Origin of the sequence: Priestia endophytica (assembly GCF_026790145.1) — a bacterium.
Taxonomy (GTDB): domain Bacteria; phylum Bacillota; class Bacilli; order Bacillales; family Bacillaceae_H; genus Bacillus_I; species Bacillus_I endophytica_A.
This window is the reverse complement of record NZ_JALAMS010000011.1, coordinates 220088-241690: the sequence shown is the minus strand read 5'-3', so window position 1 is coordinate 241690 and position 21603 is coordinate 220088. Positions and strand designations below refer to the sequence as shown.

General features: G+C 37.2%; 19 protein-coding genes and 1 pseudogene. 14 read left to right on the top strand and 6 right to left on the bottom strand.

Translation table 11 applies throughout. The annotated features are described in order from the left end of the window. Positions 1 to 4: 4 nt before the first annotated feature. From MOC86_RS09655 to MOC86_RS09625, 7 genes are all read left to right on the top strand, one after another. Positions 5 to 460, top strand: a complete 456-nt coding sequence (locus MOC86_RS09655) for an Imm30 family immunity protein (RefSeq protein WP_268583968.1) — start codon at positions 5 to 7, stop codon at positions 458 to 460. A gap of 37 nt (positions 461 to 497) precedes the next feature. Beyond that, positions 498 to 1688, top strand: coding sequence for a suppressor of fused domain protein (locus MOC86_RS09650; RefSeq protein WP_268583966.1), 1191 nt, complete (start codon positions 498 to 500; stop codon positions 1686 to 1688). Positions 1689 to 1915: 227 nt separating this feature from the next. After that, entirely contained in the window at positions 1916 to 2419 is a 504-nt protein-coding gene (locus MOC86_RS09645) for an SMI1/KNR4 family protein (RefSeq protein WP_268583965.1), read from the top strand. 327 nt (positions 2420 to 2746) lie between these two features. Beyond that, positions 2747 to 4078, top strand: a complete 1332-nt coding sequence (locus MOC86_RS09640) for a WD40/YVTN/BNR-like repeat-containing protein (protein WP_268583963.1) — start codon at positions 2747 to 2749, stop codon at positions 4076 to 4078. A 672-nt stretch (positions 4079 to 4750) separates the two neighbouring features. Continuing rightward, the gene (locus MOC86_RS09635) at positions 4751 to 6013 is read left to right on the top strand and encodes a SulP family inorganic anion transporter (protein ID WP_268583962.1); all 1263 of its coding nucleotides are present in this window, start codon (positions 4751 to 4753) and stop codon (positions 6011 to 6013) included. A gap of 148 nt (positions 6014 to 6161) precedes the next feature. Continuing rightward, positions 6162 to 7076, top strand: coding sequence for an endonuclease I family protein (locus MOC86_RS09630; RefSeq protein ID WP_268583961.1), 915 nt, complete (start codon positions 6162 to 6164; stop codon positions 7074 to 7076). A gap of 109 nt (positions 7077 to 7185) precedes the next feature. Then, on the top strand, positions 7186 to 8052 hold the full coding sequence (locus MOC86_RS09625; RefSeq protein WP_268583960.1) for an AraC family transcriptional regulator: 867 nt from the start codon (positions 7186 to 7188) through the stop codon (positions 8050 to 8052). A gap of 21 nt (positions 8053 to 8073) precedes the next feature. Here MOC86_RS09625 and MOC86_RS09620 read toward each other — a convergent pair whose 3' ends face one another. Beyond that, entirely contained in the window at positions 8074 to 10296 is a 2223-nt protein-coding gene (locus MOC86_RS09620) for an alpha-galactosidase (protein WP_268583959.1), read from the bottom strand. Positions 10297 to 10327: 31 nt separating this feature from the next. Then, positions 10328 to 11725 (bottom strand): melibiose:sodium transporter MelB, encoded by a 1398-nt coding sequence (melB, locus tag MOC86_RS09615; protein WP_268583958.1) that lies wholly within the window; start codon positions 11723 to 11725, stop codon positions 10328 to 10330. Positions 11726 to 12044: 319 nt separating this feature from the next. Between melB and MOC86_RS09610 the strand changes: the two genes are divergently transcribed. From MOC86_RS09610 to MOC86_RS09580, 7 genes and pseudogenes are all read left to right on the top strand, one after another. After that, positions 12045 to 13031: a LacI family DNA-binding transcriptional regulator gene (locus tag MOC86_RS09610; protein ID WP_268583957.1), complete on the top strand. Its 987-nt coding sequence runs from the start codon at positions 12045 to 12047 to the stop codon at positions 13029 to 13031. A gap of 184 nt (positions 13032 to 13215) precedes the next feature. After that, complete coding sequence (locus MOC86_RS09605) at positions 13216 to 14397, top strand: galactokinase (RefSeq protein WP_268583956.1); 1182 nt, start codon at positions 13216 to 13218, stop codon at positions 14395 to 14397. 12 nt (positions 14398 to 14409) lie between these two features. Continuing rightward, the gene (galT, locus tag MOC86_RS09600) at positions 14410 to 15939 is read left to right on the top strand and encodes a UDP-glucose--hexose-1-phosphate uridylyltransferase (protein ID WP_419146620.1); all 1530 of its coding nucleotides are present in this window, start codon (positions 14410 to 14412) and stop codon (positions 15937 to 15939) included. Between the two features lie 530 nt (positions 15940 to 16469). Continuing rightward, positions 16470 to 16694: pseudogene (locus MOC86_RS09595) on the top strand (asparagine synthetase B); the annotation flags it as partial. Between the two features lie 166 nt (positions 16695 to 16860). Then, complete coding sequence (locus MOC86_RS09590; protein WP_268583954.1) at positions 16861 to 17316, top strand: lasso peptide biosynthesis B2 protein; 456 nt, start codon at positions 16861 to 16863, stop codon at positions 17314 to 17316. 257 nt (positions 17317 to 17573) lie between these two features. Further along, positions 17574 to 18770 carry an HD-GYP domain-containing protein gene (locus tag MOC86_RS09585; protein WP_268583953.1) on the top strand — a complete coding sequence of 399 codons (1197 nt, stop codon included), beginning with the start codon at positions 17574 to 17576 and terminating at the stop codon, positions 18768 to 18770. A 190-nt stretch (positions 18771 to 18960) separates the two neighbouring features. Beyond that, on the top strand, positions 18961 to 19239 hold the full coding sequence (locus MOC86_RS09580; protein WP_268583951.1) for an AbrB/MazE/SpoVT family DNA-binding domain-containing protein: 279 nt from the start codon (positions 18961 to 18963) through the stop codon (positions 19237 to 19239). Positions 19240 to 19311: 72 nt separating this feature from the next. Here MOC86_RS09580 and MOC86_RS09575 read toward each other — a convergent pair whose 3' ends face one another. From MOC86_RS09575 to MOC86_RS09560, 4 genes are all read right to left on the bottom strand, one after another. Continuing rightward, positions 19312 to 19677 carry a hypothetical protein gene (locus MOC86_RS09575; RefSeq protein WP_268583950.1) on the bottom strand — a complete coding sequence of 122 codons (366 nt, stop codon included), beginning with the start codon at positions 19675 to 19677 and terminating at the stop codon, positions 19312 to 19314. Positions 19678 to 19829: 152 nt separating this feature from the next. Then, positions 19830 to 20366, bottom strand: coding sequence for a chromate transporter (locus MOC86_RS09570; protein ID WP_026009526.1), 537 nt, complete (start codon positions 20364 to 20366; stop codon positions 19830 to 19832). Further along, a complete protein-coding gene (locus MOC86_RS09565) occupies positions 20366 to 20956 on the bottom strand; it encodes a chromate transporter (protein ID WP_268583949.1) in 591 nt (196 codons plus the stop codon). Before MOC86_RS09565 ends, MOC86_RS09570 begins: the two co-directional genes overlap by 1 nt. Positions 20957 to 20975: 19 nt before the next feature. Next, positions 20976 to 21452, bottom strand: a complete 477-nt coding sequence (locus MOC86_RS09560) for an Lrp/AsnC family transcriptional regulator (protein ID WP_061805278.1) — start codon at positions 21450 to 21452, stop codon at positions 20976 to 20978. Positions 21453 to 21603: the final 151 nt, after the last annotated feature.

The following is a 21603-nucleotide window of genomic DNA, read 5'->3' as shown; positions in this document are numbered from 1 at the left end:
GGTAATGGATATTAGAGTGGAAATTCAAAAGCTCTATAATTGTAGACTTTTAAAAACTGAAGAAGAATTTGAACAGTTTGAGAATACGCTAGAACGTCTTGCTGATTATAACGATGAAAGCATAATTAGAGAACTCTGTACGGTATTTGATGATAATACAGAAGATGAAGAAGTGATGTTTGGATTAATTCATTTCATTGAGAGTGTTGAAAAGGAGGTCTACCTAACAGACATGCCTAAAGCTTTACCTAACATGATTGAGAATGCAAAAGAGTGGGCAATGATTTTAAATAAGAGAATTTTAAATCACGAGTTATATAGAAAAGAATATATGAAAATACTTTCTAACATGGACGAGCCTATAAAATTAACGGTAGTGAATTTACTTACTGAAATTGCTGCTGATAATCCCGAGAGATTTCAATTCTCTGTTAATGAAATCATTCAACACTTAAATTAAAATTTTTTATTATAAGAAAAGGAGTTGACCTCAAACGATGAGATGGGCACCAATCAAACGAAAACTGTTTTCCTCTGTAGAAAAAGGAGATTACAACGAAGTTGTAGCTATAATTGAGGAGCATGATAGAGCGCTTCATGCGTCAAAGCATACAGGAGAAACGTTAATGCATATGGCAGCGCGGTGCAACCAGGTTGAGCTGTTAGAATATTTTACGAAGCAAGGATATGAGATTGATTGCAATTTTGTAGGAATGAATGATGATGAACCGATTACACCTTTACAATATGCAGCAGCTGGGGGATCATTTGAAGCCTCTAAATGGTTGATTGAGCATGGAGCACATATTGATGGAGGCGGAATTCCTGGTGGAGTTACCACTCCTTTAATCCATGCTGTTCAAAAAGGAAATCTAGATTTAGTTAAATTATTCGTAGAGCATGGTGCATCCCTTAATGCTTCTTATGAACTTGGAGAAGGTAAAGACACAATGATAGTCAACGCAGTGAAAATGGCTCAAATGAAAGATCACTCTGATATTTTATCTTATCTCTACAGCAAAGGCGCCACAGATCCTATTGATCCTTATGAAAAAGAACGAGAACTTCCCGACGAGGTGTTCTTGCTTCGTCATATAGAACAACAAATTGGACCGATTGAAAATACGATAAGTGAAATAGTGCCAGCTAGTGAAGCTTTAATTGATGTTCATATCGTTCCACCAACAGCGGAACGACAAGATGTAACGTTAGTCACAACGGGTATGAGTGGACAACCAATGGCCGAGTATGAAATTGGGGATGAACTACAGTTTGCGGAGCTTATGTTTGTGCTGCCTTCTACATGGCCTACGAGCAAAGAGAAATTAATAAAAGATGAGTGCCGCTGGCCATTGAATTGGATTCGCCAAATTGCCCATTTACCATTTTTGTATGATGGATGGATCGATGAAGGAGTTATTATTCCAAACGGTGAACCGCCTGTTGCATTTTCGGAGAATGTCCCGTTTTCGAGTTTGCTTGTTCTTCGACCAGAAGACCATTCTTTATCAAATGTTAAACCAGGATATAAGGAAATTAACTTCTATTATCTTATCCCGCTTTATGAAGAAGAACGACAGCTTGCGATGGAAAAGGGAGAAGAATATCTGTTAGAGAAATTGAGAAGTCAAATTCCTGATTTACATATTATGAACCCTAATCGAATCAACGTGGGATATACATGTTAGGTACTTTTAAATCATTAAGATCAAATACCCAAGTAGCATTTTTCTTAAGATTGAATGAAGCTATTATTCATATCAAATTATACAGTTACAACCCATGTGTTGGATGTTTGTTGTAATTGGTTTGAGAAGAAGACATCTTCAAGAGGATATTATCTATAATGCTCTTAGTGAGGGAACAGAGGAAAAGGGCCTTTTTATACGATTGCAAAATAAAAGGGGATGATTAGATGAATAAAGTAAAGTGGAAGTACCTTGAAAGACCAGTTAGTGAGCATGAGGTAAGAAAGGTTGAAGAGGAATTGAACGTAATCTTTCCTGCTGATTATAAACAGTGTGTCCAAGTCAATCACGGAGCATCTCCGGAACAATTTGTACTTGATGTAGAAGGAATAGAACGAGCATTTGGTAGTTTACTTATGATTAACACACCTGAAAGTGCAAGTGATATAGTAAGAACTTATGAAAGCTATAAGGATACTCTTCCTAAAGATATTATTCCTTTTGCTGATGATCCAGGGGGGAATCTCGTCTGTTTTGATTATAAAAATAACAAGGAAAATCCTATTATAGTATTTTGGGAACATGAAGAAGCATGTGAAAAAGAAATACTAATGGAAGAAGAAAACTTAACAGAGGAGGAAGCAGAACAAGTAGCAAGAGAGAATATTTTTTATGTGGCAGATATATTTACTGAGCTTCTTCAAAAATTACGTAAGTATGAGGCGAACTGAAATTTTAAAATAACTTAGTTTCTTTCTTTTTCAGAAACGCAAAGCGATGATCTTCTTTGTTTTGACTTCTGGAAAAGTTTAACGTTTCCGCCTATCGTCTATATGGATCATAAAGAAGAAGGAGACGAGTCTTTATCAGCGCTTTGTGACACATTTACAGATTTGGTTACAGAATTAGAATCTGAAAAAGAATAGTTTAGTAAAAAGAGTATTGAAACTAGCTTTCAATACTCTTTTTACTATCTAATAGCCACTGATTTTTAATAGATTACTAAAGTGGAAATAAGTGTTAGAATTGGATGGAAAATGTAGTAAAGGAGCTCTAACATGATAAAAAGCAAAAAGTGGCTCATAGCCATTACAACATGTATCTTTCTTTTAGCAATAGGACTCTTTCTTTTCTTAAAGTTGTCTGAACCAGACTTCAACAAAGACCTTCCGATGTCAATTTCGATTGATCATGCGAATAAAGACTTAGGTGCAGAAGATGCTGCTTACATGTTCCTGTCAGATCTTCTTGATCCTTACAAAGAAAGTAAAGCTTCTTCATGGAAAAAGCTTGATGATGTACGTTTTGATGAATTTCAACTGCTTGCAGGTGATAAAGAGGAGGCAGCAGTAGCGGTCACATTTTGGATTAAACCTGAAAATAAAACGTGGAGTATTTTTCATAATTGGGGCAGCATGGAGAAGGATGGAACGATTCAGGATATTCACTGGACGATGAGACTTAAGAAAAGGGGAGACAACACATACGAGCTTACAAAAATCGAAGAAACATCAGGCGCTGTAGCAGGACTTCCGGCGGTCGAAAACCAGTATCAAAAGGAAGCGGGCATAAAGGTAGAAAACAGTGATATGAACTACACGTTTGAGCAGGACAAATTACAAGTTACCTATAATGGCGGAAAAAGTTGGGTGAAGGTTCCGCTTGGGGTTGATCAACTATTTCAAGGGGACTATAGTGGTTCAAAGGATACGTTGATTGAAGGAAGTTTTGTTATTTCGCCAGAGAAAACAGCTTTTGTTTTTGTAGAAGACAGTATGGAAGCTAACAGAGTAAGTATTCTCTACTCTAATAATAAAGGAAAGACGTGGAAGACGAGCCGAATTTCAGAAGAGTTTGCGTCTGTACGATTGAGAACAATTGGCTTTACGTCTAAAAAGGATGGCTATCTTATCCTTACATATGACAGAACAATGGGATTTGAGGCACATACGGTTTTTAAAACAAATGATGGTGGAGCAACATGGAAAAAAGCTGGCTCTGTTCCTGACGTCAGCAATCATGTAACAGGTGGAAGCTTTATTAATGATAAGCTAGGATTTCTTTCTTTTGGTACAAAAAATGAATTGAACAAAGAGGGAAGTCCTTATCTGTTTCGAACAGGGGACGGAGGAAAAACATGGAGTGAAGTTGAATTGCCAATGCCTCCCGAGTATCAAGGTATCTTCGTTGTTGCTGAGCCACCAACTTTTGACGGCTCACAAGGAACGTTACTTGTGAATCAAGGGCCGAGTGGAGATTATCAAGGAGGGAACGTTCTAGCGAGGTTTATTTCAATAGACAAAGGGAAAACATGGAGTTTTGCTAATCTCGTGGATCCTGATCAAGTCCTTGATAGTGAAAAATCAAGATTATCATCAGAAGAGGAGTAACAGTAGGCAGTCGCTTATCTTTTGTTTGTCGGAGAAGTGTTCAATCCGTAAATCTAGTCTAAAAGCTAAACTGTAGGATAAGAAAGCATAACAACTACCCCTAATATAGATACGTTAAAACCAGTAGCTCCCATAACAGAGCTACTGGTTTTTTATATTCTTTTAGAGCAAAAAACAATCCATCCATTAAAAGGATTTATTTAATTTTGTTATTTACCATTACTATATTTTAAATTATATTAACAAAAATGAACGCAGTCTCTCTTCTTTTTCCCTCATTTTTAAAATTAGAAAATAAGAAATAGATTAAAAAATCCTCATCAAATTCTCATCTTTATGTCATTTCATTATAATTTAGTTCATTTAGGATAGAGATAACTTCAAAAAAAGAAAAGCTTCTTCATTTCTTAAGTTTTTTAAAAATTTTGTAAATTTTATGTTGATAATGTTAAAAGAATTTAAAATTTCTGTTAATGAAGTAAAAAAGATCAAAACAGTGCCGTTTATGCCCACCATTTGCTTAGAGAACGAAATTTAGTATGGGGAGCATCTAAGGAATAAATCATAAAAAAAGAAGATTAGATGCCCGCAGAGTCCCATCTTGACATAGAAAACTAGATTTTTATGAAAAGGAAAATAATCGATACTTAAAAACGGAGGTTATGTGCGTTCATGAATTTAAAAGCATTCAGAGGATATTCCTTACGCAACTTACAAAAAGACGTGCTATCAGGAATTGTTGTTGGTATTATTGCCATTCCTTTAGGATTAGGATTTGCGATTGCATCTGGGACAGATCCTGCCACAGGCCTTTACACAACAATTGTAGCAGGTATACTGATCGCTCTCTTAGGGGGATGTAGATTCCAAATTGGAGGACCCACTGGTGCTTTTGTTCCAGTTTTATTAGGAATTGTGTTGCAGTTTGGGTTTGAGAATTTACTTATTGCAGGGTTTATGTCAGGAATCTTGCTAATCATCTTTGGGCTATGTAAAGTTGGTAGCTTAATTCAATATTTCCCGAAAGCCACCATCATCGGGTTTCAATCAGGAATCGCGGTCATTATCTTCGCCGGTCAAATTCCAAACTTTTTAGGACTACACGACATTGAGAAATCTGAGTATTTTCATTTAAATATGAAAGAAATAGTAGGGAACCTTCAGTTTTTAAGTTCTTACAGCATTTTAACAGCGCTGCTTTGTTTGGGGATTGTGTTAGCAATACCACGCTTGTTCCCTAAGATTGGGAAGCTTTCGTATCTGTTAGCGATCATTATTTCAAGCGTTGTTTCATCTCTCTTCTTTTCTGGAAAAGTTGAAACAATCGGATCAATCTACGGAAAAATCCCGAGTCAGATTCCAACGCCACAGCTCCCTGAGATTACAGTTGAAAAAGTGATGATGCTTCTTCCCTCTTCTTTTATTATCGCGGTTCTTGTTGGACTACAGTCGTTATTAACGGCTCGCGTAGCAGACGAGATGACAGGAGTGAAGCATAATAGTCGAAAAGAGTTAATTGGTCAAGGCGTAGTAAACATGGTTGCACCGATATTCCAAGGTATTCCAGCAGCAGGTGAGATTGCTCGAACTGTCACAAATATTAAAAATGGGGCGTCCTCTCCCATTGCAGGAGCAACACATGCACTGTTCGTTTTAATCGTTGTTGTATTACTTGCGCCATATGCTTCATTTGTTTCTCTTGCTAGTTTGGCACCTGTCTTAATGGTTGTAGCATGGAGTATTAGTAAAAAAGAACAGTTCACAGAGATTGTCAAAGAAAAATCAAATCATTCCCTTGTGCTCGTCGTAACGTTCCTTTTAACAGTGTTTACAAACTTAACAATCGGAATTGGAGCAGGGTTAGGATTATCATTCTTGTTTTATCTCATAAGCAAAGTAAAAGCATATCAAAAACAAGTAAACAATGCTCTATAAGAGAAAAGCTTGAATTCATATGTTGAATTCAGGCTTTTTTTTTAATATGGGTAATTCTTCACTTTATAGTGTTGAAGAAAGGAGAAAAGAGTTGTTTGCGAGAATGAGTTAGTAAAGACAATTTCAATATAAAAGGAGAGATGCTGTAATGAATAGAAAAATGGAAGATATGGATAAAAATGTAGAAATGAACACTTTTATCGCCCAATTAAAAGAAAATCAAAGAAAAATAGAAAACGAGAACGAATATTACGATGAAGCGAAAGACAGAGAGGACATTCAGAACTATTACAGCGGAATCGATTTTGAGCAAACGAGCAGTAAAGAGCTTTTTACAAAGTTAAACGATCTTGTAACACGTACGCATCATACTAAGCTTCCATACAGCACAGAGACGAGAAATTATCTTTATTCATGGGCAGATCTTCAAGAAAACGGCAAGCTTAAAAGTATCTATTCCGGACAACAGCAAAATCCAGAAGAAGTGATAAAAGAAGATTATAAGGCTTTCTTAAGAAGAGAAAAGGCATATAACACATTGGTAACAAACGATAAAAGGGACGAAAAGACCCTTGAGGTGATGAAAGAGTCGATTGAAAAAGAGAACAAATACAATTGTGAGCATGTTGTGCCACAATCATGGTTTGATAAAGGAAATCCAATGAGAGGAGATTTGCATCATCTTTTTGCATGCGAGCCTAAGTGTAACTCCTCAAGATCGAACCATCCTTTTTACGATTTTGCTGATTATTCTCCAGAAGTGAGCATGAAAACCATTAGAGAAACGTGCGGGAAATATGAAGAAAACAAATTTGAACCTGAGAGCGGCAAAGGAGAAGTTGCCCGAGCTACTCTTTATTTCTTACTAAGATATCCAGGAGAGATTCGTAACTATAAAGGAGAAGATATTACGATGCTTGTAAAATGGCATAGCAATGATGAAGTCTCCCTTTACGAAAAACACCGCAACCGAGCAATTTGGGAGAAACAAGGAAACCGTAATCCTTTAATTGACTTTCCGCAATATGTGAGTAAAATTGATTTTGCATTGGGCTTGATGTAAGGAGGGTGATGGCACTTTTTATACTTTTAAAAAAAGATAGGAGATTATGAGAATGCTATGCTATCTTTTTTATAACGAAAAGTATAATGAGTAGTAAGAGGTGCTGGAAATGGAAACATCGTACGTTTTAAAAATACCTGATAAGAAATTTCAAGATTTTCATCTTCTTTTTTGTGGTTATGGGGTATGTGAGCCTCTTCATCATTTTGGTCCTGCTGTACGTCCGAACTATATTATTCATTTTATTCTATCAGGAAAAGGCTATTACTATGTTGGTGAAGAGAAGTATACGCTTGGAAAAGGGCAAGGTTTTTTAATATTGCCTGATGTGTTAACAAGATATGAAGCAGATGAGGAAGATCCGTGGACATATATATGGATTGGATTTGATGGAACAAATAGTATGGAACATCTGCGCAATATTGGACTTGGCGCTGACAAGCTGTTTTTTCAATCCTCTAGTCTCATAGAGTTAGAAGAAGTTGTGATGGATATGCTTCAGTACAAGAAGCTCGATGTGGGGGACGAGTATCGAATTCAAAGTTTGCTTTATCTATTTTTCTCTCTTATTGCAAACAGTTCATCAGACTTCTATAAGGAAGAAATGTCAAAGGAAAACGACTATATTACAAAGTCAATTGAATTTATTCAAACGCACTATAACGAGAAAATTAAAGTAACAGACATTGCCCACTATGTTTCTTTAAATAGAAGCTACTTAACAACGCTGTTTCGTAAAAGAACGGGAGTGTCTATTCAACAATATTTAGCACAGTTTCGTCTAACAAGAGCCGTTGAGCTGCTAGCGCTTACGGATTTATCTATCGAGCAGATTGCGGAGTCATGCGGCTATAGTGATCCGTTAGTTTTTTCAAAAGCGTTTAAAAGAGAGAAAGGTGTTTCACCTACAAAGTACAGAGAGCGTGAGCGGCTGGAAGGGATGAACACGAGGGAAAAAAGAGAAGGACTACGCTAAAAAGTGCGTAGTCCTTTTTTATTATTCAGCCTTTAGTACGTAGAGTACCGAACTGAAATCGCTTGGCGGTTTATTTCCTTGGAGATCTTGACCAGCAGAAGAGTCTGAAGTGATAAGTCCGATATTCATCAATTCAGAGCCGCTAAAGCTCTCGTTCAGCTTTTTGATCTCATAGATCTTATGAGGATCTAGTCCTTTTAAAGGAAGTCTGCGGAATCTGCCGTTTACTTCATTCAATACTTTATAATAGCCAACAATCGCTTCTTTCTTATCCTCTGACACAACCATCCAAGCTGTAAAATTGCCTTCAAAAGGGCTAAGCAAGCGATAAAACGTGCCTTGTGAGAGAAGATGACGATATTGTTTGAAAAAGGCAACTTGCTTTTTCATTTCATCTCGCTCCTCTTCTGACAGCTTTGTCACATCTAATTCATATCCAAACGAGCCGAAGTAGGCCACATTTGCTCTTGTTTCAAGAGGTGTTGTGCGGAATGCTTGCTCATTTGGCACAGCTGAAACGTGAGCGCCCATGCTTGATAATGGATAAACAAGCGATGTTCCATATTGAATTTTTAACCGTTCAATGGCATCTGTATCATCACTTGTCCATGTTTGCGGAGCATAGTAAAGCATACCTGGATCAAATCGTCCGCCACCGCTTGCGCATGATTCAAATAAAACGTGTGGAAATGAGGATGTTAATCGTTCATACAAGTCATACACGCCTAAAATATAGCGGTGGAAAATCTCACCTTGTCTTTTAGCGCTATATGCTTTTGAATATACTTCAGTCATTGAGCGGTTCATATCCCATTTAACATATGAAACAGATCCGTCTTTTAGGATGTCTGCCATCATCTCATAAATATGATCAACAACTTCTTTTTGAGAAAAATCAAGTACAAACTGATTGCGCCCGTGAGAAGCTCTGCGCTCTGGAGTTTCAATCATCCACTCTGGATGCTCTCTGTATAAATTACTGTTTTTATTAACCATTTCAGGCTCAAACCATAATCCAAACTTCATGCCAATCTCTTCAATTCTTTTGGCTAATCCAGAAATACCGCTTGGCAGTTTTTCGCGATTTTCAACCCAGTCCCCAAGTCCTCGTTTGTCATCATTTCGTTCCCCAAACCACCCGTCATCAAGGACAAAAAGCTCGATTCCATCTTCTTTTGCAGCCTCCGCAAACGCTAAAATTTTCTCTTCATCAAAATCAAAATAAGTTGCTTCCCAATTGTTAATAAGAACAGGTCTCGTTTTATCACGCCACTCTCCGCGCACAAGACGCGTTCTGTACAAACGGTGATAAGTTTGACTCATGGCATTTATCCCCTTATCACTGTAGACGATCACGGCTTCTGGTGTTTGAAACTCTTCGTCTTTTTCTAAATGCCATGTAAAACCATGTGGATGAATGCCTATCATAACCCTTGTTTGTCCATGTGTATCAACTTCTGCTTGTGCTAAAAAGTTGCCGCTATAAACTAAGCTAAATCCCATCACTTCTCCTTGAAACTCATCTGAGTGAGGACGTTTGAGCGCTATAAATGGGTTATGTTGAAGGCTTGAGTTACCTCTGATACTTCCAACAGACTGTATTCCTTGCTCTAGCTTTCGATTTTTAATGTGACGCTCGCGTCCCCAAGCCCCTGAAAGCTGAATCCATTCATAGTCATCGTCAGGCAAATCAAGGTTCATGCTCATCGCTGTTGTAAGATCAACACTTTCTGTTCCTCTATTTTTAAAACGAGCGCTTCTAGCAATCGCATTTTCTCCTTCAAAAATGGTATAAAGTAAAACTAATTCAACAGAGATGACAGAATCTAGTAGTGTGATTTGAAGCGTTGTTGCTTCATCATCATGTTCTGTATATGTCGCAGGCAAATTTGCTAGTTTTGGTTTCCCGCGATAAATTTCATGTGTTTTATATTCGAAGTTCGTAATTCGACTGCCGTTTCTTTGATGAATTTCAAGAGCAGGTTGCCTGAAATCAGATGTTCCGTAAGAGGGATATTCTTGTTTAAGATGATCAAGAGAAAAATATAGGTTTCCTTCAAACGGATAAGCGGTCATTGGACGATGCTGCATTTCGACTAAATAGTCAAAAGAAGCTCTGTGCGGCACTTTTTTTCCAAAATAAAGCTGCCCAAGCTGGTTGTTTTGAAGCACTTTCATAATATAGCTTATTTCATTATTGTAGAGATGAAACTCTTTCTTTTCTTCATTATAAATAATCGTCATCATAATCATCCTTTCATATTAAGCTTGATTTTTAACGAATGTTTTGAATGTTTTCTTCGTTTTTCTCATTCTCCGCGTTTTTCTCTTTCAAGTTGCTCACAATTTGGCTTAAGTAAGAGCCTTTTAGCTTGTAAGCTTTAAGATAGATAAAAAGACTAAGAGCAGCAAAAAGGAGCGGAATGGCAATCATTAAAATGCGAAGGCCCATTACAGTTCCAGGAGTTTGGACAGCGTCTGGTACATAGCCAACAAGAGAAAGGCCAACTCCAGTAAGAAGTCCTGAGACTGCTTGAGCAGCTTTCATCAGAAATGTTTGGGTAGAGACAATAATACTTTCTGAGCGAATTCCAAATTTAAGCTCACCATAGTCAATCACATCTGCAATTGAAACGGTTGTAATTCCAAGGGAAAGACCTGAACCAAATTTTAAAAGAAAGCTGCCGACAATAATGAAGAGAGGACTTTGTGGTGCAATGTACCCGCCAGCTAAAATGATCACGAGTCCTATTCCAACAAGACTGCATGCGAGTGTAAACACTTTGGTACGATTGAATGCTTTCACAAGTCTTGGAAAGAGAAGCAGAGAGAGCATTTCTGCTGTAATCATAAAGTTGAAGATTGAAAATAAGTGTTCAGCCCCTGTGACATATTTAAAGTAATAAATGGTGACACCGTTTACAATTTGCATGGCAAGATTAAAAGAAAGTAAGATTCCAATAAAAGCGACAAGTTGATCATTTTTAGCAAGCAGCTTTCCAATCTGTTTGAATTTAATTCGTGGTGCATTTCTATTTGTTGGTTTTTCAGGAACATTAAAAACGGTAACGGCAATTGTCGCAATAAAGATGATAGCGATTACAATTGCAGAAACAGTAAACCCTGTTTGACGATCTCCACTGCCGCCAAATGAGCGGTCAAAGAAATCAATCATATAAAGGCCAAACGTTCCAATTAACATGCCAGCAAGACTTGCAAAAAATCGTGGAATGACAGATACTTCTTCTCGTTCACGCGGATCATTTGTTAAGCTTGGCAACCAAGACCAATATGGAATGTCCATGATGGTATAGGTCATGCCGTAGAGAAGATAGGCAATTGAAATATACACATAAAGCTCTGTTGTAGAGAGGCCGAAGTTTGTAAATAAGAGAACAAAAATAACGGAGTTGACAAGTGTTCCAATCACAATCCATGGCCGGAATTTTCCGAATCGTGAGTGCGTATTGTCAACAACCATTCCCATAACAGGGTCGTTTGTTGCATACCATATTCGAGCAATGAAAAATAGTGTTCCAACAAATGCAGGCGAAAGCCCTAATACGTCTGTAATGTAAAACATAAGATAAATTCCGACTAAGTTTACAACAGCATCTTTTCCAATTGCTCCTACCCCAAATGAATACTTTGCTTTTGCAGATAGTTTTTCCATTCCCCATACCCCTTTGTAATCCCTTACATAACAACTCATATGTTAGAGAGAATTGTAGTGCGTGCATTTAGTATAGTTGCGGAAGAAACAGAAAAGTAGGGTATTATGTTTTAACTATCAGTCAAAATGTTAGATATATAGGAGAAATAATAGTGAAAGATAAAAAAAGAAAAGATTTTGTATCATCGTTTATTTAGTGGAAATGGGGAAAACTTTTCTTTTCTAAAAGTAAAAAAATTAGTTAAAAGAGCAATGTGGTATGATAAATGAAGATGAAAAAGTGTATATTTTATTTTAAACAAGATAAAAGGAGCAAAACATGGCGACAATCAAAGACATAGCGAAGCGAGTAGGTGTTTCCATTGCTACCGTTTCACGCGTATTGAACTATGATAAATCTCTCTCTGTTAGTGAAGAAACAAAAGAAAAGGTGTTTCAAGCAGCAAAAGAACTTCAGTACAAAAAGAAAGGCGGACGCAAGCTTGCTCAAGCATACAAATTCGCGGTTGTAAGCTGGTATACGGAAGAGGAGGAGCTTGATGACCTTTATTATCACGCGATAAGCTTAGGTGTAGAAAAAGCGTGTGAGGTTCACAATATTGAGCTTATGAAAGTGTCAATGGACAACCTGAAAGAATCAGAAGAGATAGACGGTATCATTGCGATTGGGAAGTTTAGTTTATATCAAGCGGAAAAGCTCAAGGAGAGGTCTCCACATGTTGTTTTTGTGGACTGCTCACCAGATGAGGATATGTTTGATTCAGTGATAAGCAATTTTGAAAGAGCAACTGAGAAGGCTTTGCAATATTTTCTAGATAGTGGACATACGCGTATCGGTTATATTGGTGGAATGGAATCGTATCGAGATCAAACAGCTCTTATTCAAGATCCAAGAAGCCTGGGTTTCGAGCGCTTTTTAATAGAGAAAGGTCATTATGATTCATCATTTGTTTACATTGGAAACTTCTCTGTAAATGATGGTTATGCTCTCATGAAAAAAGCAATTAGAGACCATAAAGAAAATCTCCCAACAGCCTTTTTCCTTGGAAATGACTCAATGGCATTTGGAGCATTAAAGGCACTGCATGAAGAGGGAATTTCTGTTCCGGGAACCGTTAGTATCATTGGAGTGAATGATTTTAGCGTATCAAAACATGTTTATCCCCCATTAAGCACTGTCAAAGTCTTTACAGAGCTTATGGGTAAAACAGCCGTAGATTCCTTAATGGAAAGACTTGAAGGAAGAGAAGTTCCAAAGAAAGTCGTGCTCTCAACCGTATTAAACATTCGTGAAAGCACAAAGTAAAAAAGCTTGGAATAAAAATATTCCAAGCTTTTTTCTGTATTTTTAGTAAAAAATTTAGTAAAAATATTGCTCTTTTTTACTTTTTAACTTAAAATGAAGGAGAATTCTGACATAATAAAATACTTGTAATAATAATAGTGAAAATGCTAGATGATAAAGGAAAGAGCTATTGGGGGGAGAAAAAGTGAAAACAGAAGAGCTATTAAATAAATTTGATGAGCTTTTTCAAGGAAGAGACGGGCGTCTATTTTTTTCACCAGGAAGAATTAATTTAATTGGTGAACATACAGACTACAATGGGGGACACGTTTTTCCGTGTGCCATTACATTTGGTACTTATGGAGTTGCTAGAAAGAGAGAGGATCGTGAAGTGAGATTGTATTCGCTTAACTTTCCTGAACAAGGAACAATTACTTTTTCACTTGATGAGCTTCATTATGAAGAGAGCGATGGATGGGGGAACTATCCTAAAGGAATGATTCACTATATCAGGCAAGAGGGATGGACGCTTCCGTCTGGCTTAGACATTATGATTTACGGAAATATTCCAAATGGAGCAGGTTTGTCTTCTTCAGCTTCGCTTGAGATGCTTATTGGCGTTATTATAAGCGAAATGTTTCAGCTTTACATAGAGCGCCTAGAACTTGTTTCACTCGGGAAGAAAGTAGAAAATGAGTTTATTGGTGTCCAAAGCGGAATTATGGATCAGTTTGCCGTTGGAATGGGAAAAAAGGACTGCGGAATTTTGCTTGACTGCAATACATTAACATACAAATACATGCCTTTAAATCTAGGAAATCATCAAATTATTATTATGAACACAAACAAACGAAGAGAGCTTGCGGATTCTAAATATAATGAACGTCGGAGTGAATGTGAAAGCGCTCTCTCTAGGCTGCAAAAAGGCCTTTCAATCGGATCGCTTGGCGATTTAACAGAAACTGAGTTTGAACAACATCGTCATCTTATAAACGATAGGGTGTTAGAGAAAAGAGCTAAACATGCTGTGTATGAAAATCAAAGAATTTTACGCGCTTTTCAAGCGTTAGAACATGATGGATTAGCTTTATTTGGATCTTATATGAATGAATCACACCGCTCTTTGCGTGATGACTATGAAGTAACAGGAATTGAGCTTGATACATTAGTAGAAGCTGCGTGGAAAAGAGACGGAACAGTTGGAGCAAGAATGACTGGAGCAGGGTTTGGCGGCTGTGCTATTGCGATTGTTGCAGAAGATAAGACAGAAGAATTTATTAGAGTAGTAGGCGAAGAATATGCCAGGAAGATAGGGTATGAGGCAACTTTTTATGTAGCGAATATCGGAGAAGGAACAAAGGAAATTACGCAAGAAGTGATGCGTTAAGTGCTGTAATTTATGGAGACAGGAGTGAAGAAAGTGAACATTTTTAGCGCCATACAAAGTCTGGTTGAAAAAGCATTCACGGTAAACTTAATTGAATCTGAAGACCGTATCTATGCGAGAAATAGGTTGCTATCACTTTTAGGATTTGACGTGTTCCCCGAGCATGTAGAAGAGACAGAGGAAGGAGAGATTCCAGACTTAGTTGAAAAACTTGTGAGTTATGCTGTTGAGAATCATATCATTTCAGACATGTTAGACGAAAAAGAAATGTTAAGTAGTAACATTATGAACGTGTTCTTGCCAAGACCTTCAGACGTTAATCGAACTTTTTATGAATACTATAAAAATGATCCAGAACACGCTACAAACTACTTTTATACATTTAGTCAGAACAGCAACTATATTCAAACAAAGCAAATTGCCAAAAATATTGCTTATAAAGTGAACACAGATTACGGAGAGTTAGATATTACCATTAACTTGTCTAAGCCGGAAAAAGACCCAAAACAAATTGCTGCTGAAAAACAAAAAAAACAAACGAAATATCCGTATCCAAAATGCTTGCTTTGTATTGAAAATGAAGGATATGAAGGAAGAATTGGTCATCCAGCACGTTCGAATCACCGAATGATTCGAATGAACTTAAGGAATGAAGAGTGGTTACTTCAATACTCACCATACGTGTACTACAACGAACACTGCATTGTTCTATCAAGCGAGCATTGTGATATGAAAATAAGTAAGAGCACATTTACAAGATTGCTAGAATTTGTGGAAAAGTTTCCTCACTATTTTATCGGATCAAATGCAGATCTTCCGATTGTAGGGGGTTCTATCCTAACGCATGATCATTATCAAGGTGGAAACTATGAATTCTCAATGGCAAAAGCAAAAGAAAATCATGTATTTACATTAAAAGAGTTTCCGAACGTTCACGGAGCAATTGTGAACTGGCCAATGTCTGTCATTCGTCTTCGAAGCAAAGAGCGGGAAGAGCTTGTTCGAGCTTCTTCCCTTGTTCTCGAAATATGGAAAAACTATAGTGATCCTACAGTTAGCATAGAAGCCTATACAGGAGATACTCCTCATAATACGGTTACACCAATTGCGAGAATGAGGGACGGTCAGTTTGAAATAGATCTTGTTTTACGGAACAATCGAACAACAGAAGATTACCCACTTGGCATCTTTCATCCCCATGAAGATGTTCATCATATCAAAAAAGAGAACATCGGCTTAATTGAAGTAATGGGCCTTGCGGTGTTACCCTCTCGTCTTGAAAAAGAGCTTAAAGAAGTAGCTCAGTTTTTACTAGGTGAACAAAATGAAATTGCTACTTATCATCTTCACTGGGCTGAGGAAATTAAAGAAACGTATAAAGATCAACTAACAAAAGAGAACATAACAGAAGTCCTCCAAAAAGAGGTTGGCATGAAGTTTCTGCGTGTTCTTGAAGATGCTGGGGTGTTTAAACAAGATAGAGAAGGAAGAGAGGCATTCGGGAATTTTATTGAGATTTTAACTGAGGAAAAGACTTCGTGATGAGCGAAGTCTTTTTTGTACTTTATTACTTTCATGAGAAGTTTCCTACATAAAAATGGGGGATTAATTTTTTATGAAAAAGGCGATAGTGTGAACTACTCACCACTTAGCTAACGCTTGAAGTAGGAGCTTCTCAACTCCATGACGAAAGCAACCTTTCATCTCCTTGAGCGTTACTTCCCGCAGTTCCTGCGGTAGATGTCCAACGAATGTAAGTTCTTTCGTTACCTTGATTATTTTACGAGTGGAAGGATTTAGCTTGGTTTTCGCCTTTTAGTTTGTCCACTCAACCTTATATAATCACTTGTCCAAGAACATGTCATACGTGTATTTTATCATAAGAACACTTGTACGAAAAACCTTTAGGCTAACGCCTAACCGAAATTCATCTCCCCCTTACTACTGGGCTAAGCCCTTCACGTACTTGAAGAGGGAGACTTCTTTCGGAAAGACGTTAAAAAAGTTGAAAGAAAGTTAATCTGAAAATGTTATATAAAAATACCGTTATTATAAAAACCTTAATGATCTCGCCTTTATTACAAAGTGAACGAAAGCTCGCTATTACAACAGATGCTATCATCGACAATCGAGATGAATTATTTAATAGATTAGGAATAGATATAAAATATAGAGATTCTATCAAAGATAGCGAACTTCTTTTACACGCTTATTCGAAGTGGGGAGAAGAAATGCCAAAGTTTCTCGTTGGCGATTTTGCGTTTATGATTTGGGATGAGAAAAGAGGAAAACTGTCTTGATCTCGCGATTTTTCGGGATGTCGTACACCTTATTTTTTAAATAATGAAAAAACTTTGAATAAATATGACATGCCAAGAAAGTAGTGCGAGAATCACGTTTTATCTTTTCTTTCACATTTACAGAGTGAAAAGCTTATTAAAGTAATGTAAAGGAGTGAAGAGAGTGAAACTAATTTATAAATTAAAAACGTTCTCAAAGCTAGAATGGGAGCAGCAGCTTTTACTTTTAGAAGCTTTCTTTTATTTAGGCTATGGACGGTTTTTAAAAAGCAGACCATTTGCTAAAGTAGCTCCAACGCTAGGTGAGTATATGGAAGAAACAGCAATGATCGAAAATCCTTCAAATGAGCTGATGCTACGCGATATTTCTTATGCTGTTCATATTATGAGTAAGTATACTTTTTGGGAAAGTGAATGCTTAGTGAAAGCAATTGCCGCAATGAAAATGCTTGGACGTCGAAATATTGAAGGTACGCTGTATTTAGGCACGGGAAAAGACAAAGACGGACGCTTAATTGCCCACGCGTGGCTGCGCAGCGGCCCGAAATATGTAACAGGAGCGGAAACAATGGAGAATTTCACGATTGTTGGAAAGTTTTCGAGGATCATCAGCAAATAGTGAAAATCCTTTCTGCATTTATAAGTATCGGAACATGTTAAACAATGTTTAGCATTTTTTTATGAAAAGTAAAAAAGCCTCTAGAAAATAGTGAGGTGAACAAAGGACATTAACCCTGCTTTTTTAGTTTTTCTTTAACAAAACAGTGAAAATAAGCACTATATGTAAAGAAAAGTCATTATTCTACAAAACTTCCCACATAAGAGGAAAAAGATGTTACAATAAAAAGGCATTTTGAATAATGAGGAGATCTCGAAATGGCACAACACACCGAACTGTATGAGGACTATTTTAATGATCATCGTTTAAAAGTAACAACATACCTTTATCGGGTCATTGTTGTTTTTTTAGGATTAAGCTGCGCTTGGAATACGTTTTTCTATCTTTTCCAAGTAAACTTCTCGAGAGCCAGTTTACCATCCTTTTTAATTTGCTTAGCTCTTTTAATTATGATGGGCAGTTTAAAAAGATATATTGATTTTAAAGCTAGCATCTATCAGCATATGATTCTCATCTATTCTGTTGGACTACTTATTGTTGTATACTTTCAGTCAGGCTACTCTGAAGCATGGAGCTTTTTCTTACTTCTACCGCTTCTTGCTGGCATATATGGAGAAAAGAAGACGCTTTTTTATTATTCATTGATTGGATTAGGATTGCTAGCCTTCTTCAGTATAAAGCTGCCTAAAAAGAACTATACGGCAGATAACATTGATATTTCAAATCGGATTTTATTGTATATTATTTTATCAACGTTAAGCTTTCTCGTGCTGCGAACGCTTCATCTTATCTATAGAAGACAAGTGGATCTTGTGAAAGACTCAACGGAGACAACAATCGAAGAGATTGTGAATACGTTTGTTGTGGCAGTAGAAGCAAAAGACGTTTATACGTGTGGCCATAGTGAGCGCGTCAGTCGGTATGCTGTTGCTCTTGCAAGCGCTTTGCCAGATTATCGTGAACAAGACTTGAAAAGACTTAGACTAAGCGGACTTCTTCACGACATTGGGAAAATTAACGTTTCCGAACATATTTTAAGGAAAAAAGGTAGACTGATTGAAAAAGAATATGAAACAATTAAAACTCATTCAACTGTCGGAGCTCAAATGATTGAGCGAATGAGCCGACTGCAACTCTTAAAAGCAGGGGTTCTTTATCATCATGAACGATGGGATGGAACAGGATATCCTTCAGGTCTGAAAGGGAGAGACATTCCGCTAGATGCTCGGGTTCTGGCTATTGCGGATGCTTTTGATGCGATGACAACGACCCGCTCTTATCGACAAGGAATCAAATTTGAAGAGGATTTTTATCGTTTAGAGTTAGCAAAAGGAACACAGTTTGATCCTTGGCTGATCGAATCCCTGAAAGATGTAAAAAATCGATTTAGAGAAATTTATGATGGCTTAGAGTATGGCCGAAAACAGAGAGAGAAAAGAATAGAAGGTTTGTAGGAAGCGGGAGTGCGCTTCTTTTTTTTATAGGTTTAAGGAAAGGATTGCTAGAATAGGTTTGCTCTGGAGTGTAATGAGGTAAAAGAAAGAGTATACCAGTACAACAACCGCTCTCTTAAACCTGTTGCTAACGATTTATTATATAACTTGCTGTGGCGGTAAAAATAAAAGAAAACGAGGTGAGCGTTTTATGAAAAGTACAGGTATTGTGAGAAAAGTAGATGAACTAGGCAGAGTTGTGTTGCCGAAAGAACTTAGAAGAACCTTTTCTATTCATGAAAAAGATCCGATTGAGATTTTTATTGATGAAGAAAAAATCATTTTGCAAAAATACAAATCTAACTTGGAATGTATCATTACAGGAGAAGTGTCTTCAGATAACAAAGTGTATCCAGGGAATATTGTGCTAAGTGATGAAGGCGCAGAAATATTAAAAAAAGAGCTAGAGAATAAGCTCCAGGAAAGTTAAAATAGTTTGTGTTGTATCGAAAAAGAGGAACTGTGGAAAATTCCATCGTTCCTCTTTTTGTGTGAAATAGGATTATGAACGGTATTTTTTCATCATCAAAAATTCTACGAGTGGTAGCGTAGCCATTCCAAGTGCAAGAACTCCTGCTAATAACGTATTTATTTCCCCTGTTAGGATATCCTCAACTAAGACAGCAAGGAATAGGAAGAGAAGCAGGAGAAAGTAACTTATTTTAGAGCTTTTTTCAGCTATTTTTCTTTTCTCTTCCTCACTTCTCTCTATTTTTGTTGTGATGGTTGGAAGATACAGCATAAGTAACATAGAGAAGAAAAGAAATTCGTTAAATCCAATCTTTTCTCCTGTTATAATTTTGAAAATCGTATAAGAAGTCCCAAGCAGAAAAGTTGTGATGAAAATGATGAAGTTTGTTTTATTCATTTTCTCCTCCTACATAATATTCCATATATAGTATAAAGAAGAAAAACACAGTGTGTCAAAGTAGTTTTAAAGAATTCAATCAAAAGAAGCACATTCTCAATGTGAGTGTGCTTCTTTTGATTGAATTATAGATAACGAGTTTTACGAATAGATTAAAGATGCGGAATAACAAATCCTCCGTAAGCAAATGCGGCGATAATCATAAAAGCAGGGTGAATTTTAAATTTCGCGAGTGCTAAAAGAGAAATCAGTCCGATGATTAGCGACTGCCAAATCCCAATTGAACCAACCGCATCTTTGATCATATCCCATGTTAGTAAAAGCATCATAATAGCAATTACAGGCTGAACAAGAAGAGTCATCCCTTTAACAACTTGAGACTGACGATGGCGCTGCATAAGTTTGAGAAGAAGAATAAGAGCAATTGCCGATGGAAAAACGGTCGCAAATAAGGCAATGAGAAATCCCCACCATCCAAAAACATCGTAGCCAACATATGCCGCAATCTTTGTTGCAATAGGTCCAGGGAGGGCGTTGCCAAGAGCAAGCATATTCGAAAAATCGGCATTTGTGAGCCAATGATAGCGATCAACAACTTCTTCATACATCAGCGGAATTGAAGCAGGGCCTCCGCCATATCCAAGTACATTAGCAATAAAAAAACCTAAAAATAAGCTAAGTAAAAGCATCATACGGATAACCCCTTACTTTTTGAATTTTTGTTTGCCCATTTATTTTTTAGTTTAAAATGCATTGTTCCATAAGCGAGAAAGATGACGATGACAAATGCGGGATGAAGCGCAATTGTTTGGAGAAGAAGGAAGGTAACTACAAAAAGGATACAGCCAAGTATTTTTCCTAATCCTTTGACTGCTTTTGCGGCAAATTCGTACGCCATAAGGCCGAGCATTGCGGCAATAACAGGCATAACAGCGGAAATCATGCCCGCGACAGCGGCTGAGTAGCTTAAAACATTCACAACAGTAAGTAAGATGACCATTGAAAGACACGTAGGGAGAATATGAGCGAGTACCCCAACAATTGCTCCAAGGGCTCCTTTTTCCCTGTATCCTAAATAAGCGGCCATCTTTGTTGCAATAGGTCCTGGTAACGCATTTGCAATGGCTAAAATTTCTCCAAATTCATCATCTTCAATCCATTTGTACCGTGAAACAGCTTCATGGCGGATAAGCGGAATAACAGATGGACCTCCCCCAAAGCCCAATATTCCTGTGCGTACCATTGCAATAATTAATTCTTTATAAGCATTCACTTTCATTCCCCCTTGTTTGCCCTTGTTATAGCTTCATTCCCATTCTGCTTTTATAGCGTTTAATAAGTGTTTGACAGTCAACACTCACAACGCCTTGCATTGGATAAAGCTTTTCGGTTAAAAAGCGCTCCATTTCTCCATTGTCTGCAAAAATGCCGTGCATATGAAGTTTGCTTGGTCCTGTCATATGATACAAGCTTGTGACAGCATGCTCCTCTGAAAGTTGTTCAGCAACGGTTTCTAAATATTGTGGTTCAACTTCGACATTGAAAAAAGCAGAAACATGGATCCCAATCTTAGCTGGGTTAATGATCGCCGTGAACTTTTCTATAACGCCTTTTTCCATCAAGTTATTAATGCGCGCCTGTACAGCAACGCGTGATAACCCGACTTCTTTGCCGAGATCTGTATAAGAGACTCGGCTATTTTCATGAAGAATAGAAAGGATGGTTTTATCAACATCATCCAAAATTAAATTAGGTACGTGATAATCATAATGCAAGGAATTTCCGACCTCACTTTCGTTATGTAATTGTATGGAGAGAAAAACATTCTATTTATAAACATATTACCACTTTATTTTTCTGAATCAACAGAAAAATTAAAATATAATTACTAAACGTAAAAAAACAATGGAAGAGAATCTAACAAGA